General features: G+C 35.2%; 12 protein-coding genes and 1 pseudogene. 12 read left to right on the plus strand and 1 reads right to left on the minus strand.

Annotated features, from left to right (window positions below):
* The 12 genes and pseudogenes from BLV86_RS18025 to BLV86_RS17190 form a co-directional block, all read left to right on the plus strand.
* Nucleotides 1-278 (plus strand): hypothetical protein (locus BLV86_RS18025; protein WP_330386261.1); only part of this gene is annotated, 278 nt, incomplete at its 5' end.
* Nucleotides 268-450, plus strand: a complete 183-nt coding sequence (locus BLV86_RS17140; RefSeq protein ID WP_090820013.1) for a DUF6462 family protein — start codon at nt 268-270, stop codon at nt 448-450. The genes BLV86_RS18025 and BLV86_RS17140, both read left to right, overlap by 11 nt.
* A gap of 143 nt (nt 451-593) precedes the next feature.
* Entirely contained in the window at nt 594-791 is a 198-nt protein-coding gene (locus BLV86_RS17145; RefSeq protein WP_090820016.1) for a helix-turn-helix domain-containing protein, read from the plus strand.
* Nucleotides 792-819: 28 nt separating this feature from the next.
* Nucleotides 820-1,044, plus strand: coding sequence for a DUF3791 domain-containing protein (locus BLV86_RS17150; protein WP_090820019.1), 225 nt, complete (start codon nt 820-822; stop codon nt 1,042-1,044).
* Nucleotides 1,041-1,595: pseudogene (locus tag BLV86_RS17155) on the plus strand (DUF3990 domain-containing protein). Before BLV86_RS17150 ends, BLV86_RS17155 begins: the two are co-directional and overlap by 4 nt.
* Nucleotides 1,592-1,831 (plus strand): hypothetical protein, encoded by a 240-nt coding sequence (locus tag BLV86_RS17160; protein WP_090820022.1) that lies wholly within the window; start codon nt 1,592-1,594, stop codon nt 1,829-1,831. The pseudogene BLV86_RS17155 and the gene BLV86_RS17160 overlap by 4 nt, the downstream one beginning before the upstream one ends.
* Nucleotides 1,832-2,285: 454 nt before the next feature.
* Nucleotides 2,286-2,483: a helix-turn-helix domain-containing protein gene (locus BLV86_RS17165; RefSeq protein WP_090820025.1), complete on the plus strand. Its 198-nt coding sequence runs from the start codon at nt 2,286-2,288 to the stop codon at nt 2,481-2,483.
* A 26-nt stretch (nt 2,484-2,509) separates the two neighbouring features.
* Nucleotides 2,510-2,734 (plus strand): DUF3791 domain-containing protein, encoded by a 225-nt coding sequence (locus BLV86_RS17170; protein WP_090820028.1) that lies wholly within the window; start codon nt 2,510-2,512, stop codon nt 2,732-2,734.
* On the plus strand, nt 2,731-3,285 hold the full coding sequence (locus BLV86_RS17175) for a DUF3990 domain-containing protein (RefSeq protein WP_090820031.1): 555 nt from the start codon (nt 2,731-2,733) through the stop codon (nt 3,283-3,285). The genes BLV86_RS17170 and BLV86_RS17175 overlap by 4 nt, the downstream gene beginning before the upstream one ends.
* The gene (locus BLV86_RS17180) at nt 3,282-3,521 is read left to right on the plus strand and encodes a hypothetical protein (RefSeq protein ID WP_090820034.1); all 240 of its coding nucleotides are present in this window, start codon (nt 3,282-3,284) and stop codon (nt 3,519-3,521) included. Before BLV86_RS17175 ends, BLV86_RS17180 begins: the two co-directional genes overlap by 4 nt.
* 351 nt (nt 3,522-3,872) lie before the next feature.
* Complete coding sequence (locus BLV86_RS17185; protein ID WP_090820036.1) at nt 3,873-4,067, plus strand: helix-turn-helix domain-containing protein; 195 nt, start codon at nt 3,873-3,875, stop codon at nt 4,065-4,067.
* Nucleotides 4,068-4,086: 19 nt separating this feature from the next.
* A complete protein-coding gene (locus BLV86_RS17190; protein WP_175456602.1) occupies nt 4,087-4,371 on the plus strand; it encodes a BRO-N domain-containing protein in 285 nt (94 codons plus the stop codon).
* Between the two features lie 315 nt (nt 4,372-4,686).
* Here the strand turns inward: BLV86_RS17190 and BLV86_RS17195 are convergent.
* Nucleotides 4,687-4,989, minus strand: a 303-nt coding sequence (locus BLV86_RS17195; RefSeq protein ID WP_139297967.1) for an IS66 family transposase, incomplete at its 5' end; no start/stop codon positions are given.

Below are 4,989 nucleotides of genomic sequence, written 5' to 3' on the forward strand. Positions count from 1 at the left end.
AGCGTATAAAGGAAAAGCTTATCATCCAGGATATGCGTGATGACTACTCCATCATTGTTAATGCTATTCACTCTCTGGATCAAAAGGATGAGGAAATATTCCTTCGATATTTGAACAATGAATATGATGTTAACGATATTGCTGATTGTAATCAGATAACCTACACATCAGCTAAGAGCAAGATTTATAACATTAGGAAAACAGTCATTCTTAATGCAACAGAAAACATCAAATTAAAATATGAAATATTAAACCGGAGGGAAGGTAATGAAGATTAATAAAAAGCGTATGGTCAGATACAGTGAGGGTGCTTTGATGTACAGTATGGGCCTGCCGATGTTCCAAAAGCTGGCAAAGGAGGCAGGGGCTATATATAGGATTGAAGGAACACCGCCTCTGGTCAAGTGTGATGTTTTTGAGGCATACCTTGAGAAATACAGGACGACATAAAAGATTATATTTTATTCAGAAAGAATTCGGGACATATCAGTGTCCCGGATTTTTTTTTAAAATAAAAAATTATACATATAATGCACTTGATGCAATGCGGCAATATTGATACAATAATCTTATAGAAATTGAGGTAATACAATATGGATATTGCAGCTGAAGTAAGACACTTAAGAGATGAGATGGGAATGAATCGTAGGGAATTCTGTGATTACTATGCTATCCCTTATAGGACCATGACCGACTGGGAATATGGTAAAAGAAAAATGCCGGAATATCTCCTGCGACTTATGGAATATAAAGCCAGAGCTGAAAAGCTTGTAGATACTGATAAAACGTAATTAATACTATAATAAAGGAGCTTTCACCATGAATACCAGAGACAAAGAAGTGTTGAACATGCAATTGGTATTGATTCCAATATTGTCGGAGGCATGGAATTATTCTTTTTCTGAGCTTTCAAAACTCTTTAAAAATTATCATGTTCTTGGCTATATTGATGCCTGCTACGAAAACTACAATTCCACAGGTAATCAGGGAATAATTGATGATTTAAAGGAATATATCGAAATGCAGGGAGGACATATAGATTGAAGAATCTATACCATGGTACAATATATTTGTTTGATGAGATAAATGTCACTGAAGGACACGGTTATAAGGATTTCGGAAAAGGCTTCTATGCCACAGCAATTCCGGCACATGCTGAAAGAATTGCCATCAGAAATAAACGTATGGCTGAACGAAAAAGAGAGCATATGATCAAAACAAATCATATTAAGCTTAATCCGATAATAGCTTATAGATATAATCTTATTTTTAATGAGCAAATAGATGACTTATCTGTAAAAGTGTTTGACAAGGCCGATTCTGAATGGCTAAGATTTATAATAGCTAACAGAAAAGTCAAAACATCTGCACATTGATTTGATATAGTGATTGGTCCCACAGCTGATGCTGAAACAACCGCTATCATCAATGATTATTATGATGAATTAGAAGCACAAAACTATTCTGAAGAAATATGTCAAAAAGTAATCTCCGAATTGAAACCGGAGAACTTACCAAAACAATATTTCTTTAGAACCGAAAAAGCTATCAAGACACTATCATTTGACAAAATAAAGAGGCAGGTGATCGGATGATAACAAGTTCAACACAGAAAAGAATAATAAGATCCACAGCAGCTTATTTAGTTGAAAATATTATGGAGTGGAAAAAATGTTCCAGAGATGAAGCTGTAGAAATTTTGATGGAAACAACTGTATATGAAGCACTAAGTGATGTGGAGACGGAATTATATTTGGAATCAAGGGAATCCGTCTTAGATAGATTACAGGAGGAATTTGCAGGCAAAGCCGAAAGCTTAATGGCAATATAACCCAATGTTGTCACTTGGTTGTCAGAAGCGACAACATTTTGACAACATAATTGAGCGAAAAACAGTACAATAGATAAAAACAGTTCATTATTGAACTGTTTTTGACGAAGATATGCACATAATACATATGGTGCCACTTTGAAATTATCGAGCTCGAGTAAAAAATCAAAACCCGCAAAGCTAGTATTTTCAAGGCTTTGCGGGTTTTTTATTATCTTCGTGACGTTACTTTTACGTAGATTAATGTTATTTCTTGTCTGCTATGGAAGCATGAATCTACCTTCACAAGTTAAAGTAGATGATAATCTGATTCGTGTGAAAAGCAGTGATGCTGCACAAGAGTTAATGGAAATGACCTTTGCATAACTATACAATCCAGTCGTATATTCAATCCGCTTGATGCAATGCGGCAATAATGATACAATAATCTCATAAAAGAAAGAGGTACTACTGTATGGATATAGCAGCTGAAGTAAGAAACCTAAGAGATGAAATGGGGATGAACCGTAGGGAATTCTGTGATTATTATTCTATACCCTATAGAACTATGACCGACTGGGAATATGGTAAAAGAAAAATGCCGGAATATCTTCTGAGACTCATGGTATATAAGGCAAGCGTTGAGAAACTGTTAGATGCTGATAAAAAATAATGAATGTTTAATTAGGAGCTTTCACCATGAATACAAGAGATAAAGAAGTGTTGAACATGCAATTGGTGTTGATTCCATTATTGTCGGAAGCATGGAATTACTCTTTTTCCGAGCTTTCAAAACTCTTTAGAAAATATCATGTTCTTAGCTATATTGATGCCTGCTACGAAAACTATAATTCCACAGGTAATCAAGGAATAATTGATGATTTAAAGGAATACATTGAAATGCAGGGAGGACATATAGATTGAAGAATCTATACCATGGTACAATATATTTGTTTGATGAAATAAATGTCTCTGAAGGACGAGGTTATAAAGATTTCGGAAAAGGTTTCTATGCTACAGCAATTCCTGCACATGCTGAAAGAATTGCTATCAGAAATAAGCATATTGCTGAACGAAAAAGAGAACATATGATCAAAACACAGCATATAAAACTTAATCCGATAATAGCTTATAGATATAATCTGATCTTTAATGAGCAAATAGATGGCTTATCTGTAAAAGTGTTTGACAAGGCCGATTCTGAATGGCTAAGATTTATAGTATCTAACAGAAAAGTCAAAACATCTGCACATGAATTTGATATAGTGATTGGACCCACGGCTGATGCTGAAACAACCGCTATCATCAATGATTATTATGATGAATTAGAAGCACAAAACTATTCTGAAGAAATATGTCAAAAAGTAATCTCCGAGTTGAAACCTGAAAACTTACCAAAACAGTATTTCTTCAGAACTGAAAAAGCGATTAAAACATTGTCTTTTGACACAATAAAGAGGCAGGTGATTGGATGATAACAAGTTCAACGCAGAAAAGAATAATAAGATCTACAGCAGCTTATTTAGTTGAAAACATAATGAACAGGAGACACTGTTCTAGAGATGAAGCAGTAGAAATTTTGATGGAAACAACTGTATATGAAGCACTAAGTGATGTGGAGACGGAATTATATTTGGAATCAAGGGAATCCGTCTTAGATAGATTACAGGAGGAATTTGCAGGCAAAGCCGAAAGCTTAATGGCAATATAACCCAATGTTGTCACTTGGTTGTCAGAGTCGACAACATTTTGACAACATAATTGAGCAAAAAACAGTACAATAGATACAATCAGTTCAATATTGAACTGTTTTTGACGAAGATATACACATAATACATATGGTGCCACTTTGAAATTATCGAGCTGGAATAGTACATTTGTGTTATCTTGTTCATTTGGTACAGATAATGTTAATAGATTGCAGGTAATCCTTGTGGTTGCCTGCAGTTTTTATTTTGTAGAAATAGTGTTGTACCCAATAAAAGAAATGTATACGTTGGCAACGTATACGAGTTGGTTTATACTTAAATAAAGTACAAAAGATGTTTTTGGAGACGATGATATGGATATTTCAGAAAAAATAAAGGAGTTACGAAAGAAAACGGGATTATCGCAAAGTAAATTTTCCGCTAAATTTGGGATTCCCGTAAGAACTCTTCAGCAATGGGAACAGGGAATAAGCGCCCCTCCGGAATACTTAGTCAGAATGATGGCATATATTATGCTATTCGAGGAAAACGGGCAGATAAAGGACTAAGAACAGATAAGGGGGAAACATGCAGATGACAAATGATGTAGTTCAGTTGTTTGAAGACCAGCCGATTAGGACGGCATGGGTTGAAGATGAGGAAGAATGGTATTTTTCGGTTGTGGATGTAGTTGGTATACTGACTGAACAACCTGATATCGATGGTGCAAGGAATTATTGGAAAGTATTGAAAAATAGACTTAAAGAAGAGGGGAGTCAGTTGGTTACAAATTGTAACCAACTGAAAATGAGATCGCCGAAGGATGGCAAAAGATATAATACCGATGCTATAAAGACAATTGGAGCTAAATGAAGTCAAATCGTGCCAAATCGCCTAAACAAATCTGTTTAAGATTGCAGATTTTCTAGGGAGCTTGAATAATTTCAAAGCGGATAAAAACCTTTATTTTTCAAGGCTTTCATCCACTTTTTGATTTCAGTGACAACCAAATGTGAAAAGCAAAAAGACATACAGAAGAAAATAGAGGTTCAACTATAATCTCAAGAGGGCAGAAAGCTATTAAATATGGCTACCGTTACTGTTCACTGCCCAGCCAAATTAAGTAAATAAGAGGGATACAGAAGATGTATTGTTAGTTTCTAACAAACTTTTCCGTATCCCTTTTGGCTATTTTGCAAATGCATTTTCAACGGTATCGTATACGTTCTTATTTTGAGTTCTGGCTGTCTCAATAATGGTAAGTGCATCACAAATATGTTGTCCTCCGGTATTGCTCCGGAGTACAACAGCTTGTTTTTGTTTCCGCTTAAATTTTCGCAATTCACGCTCACTTATGTTGTTCGTGGGATCAACTTCAGGATGTGAAAGAAAATATAGATGGCTGTCCTGGTAAGCGCGTAACCTCTTTTGGAGATTGTATCCATCCATATATTCTTTCACAGGAGGATGCTCAGTGTATTCTTCTTCCGC

The organism is Oribacterium sp. KHPX15, from assembly GCF_900107835.1.
Taxonomy (GTDB): Bacteria; Bacillota; Clostridia; order Lachnospirales; family Lachnospiraceae; genus Oribacterium.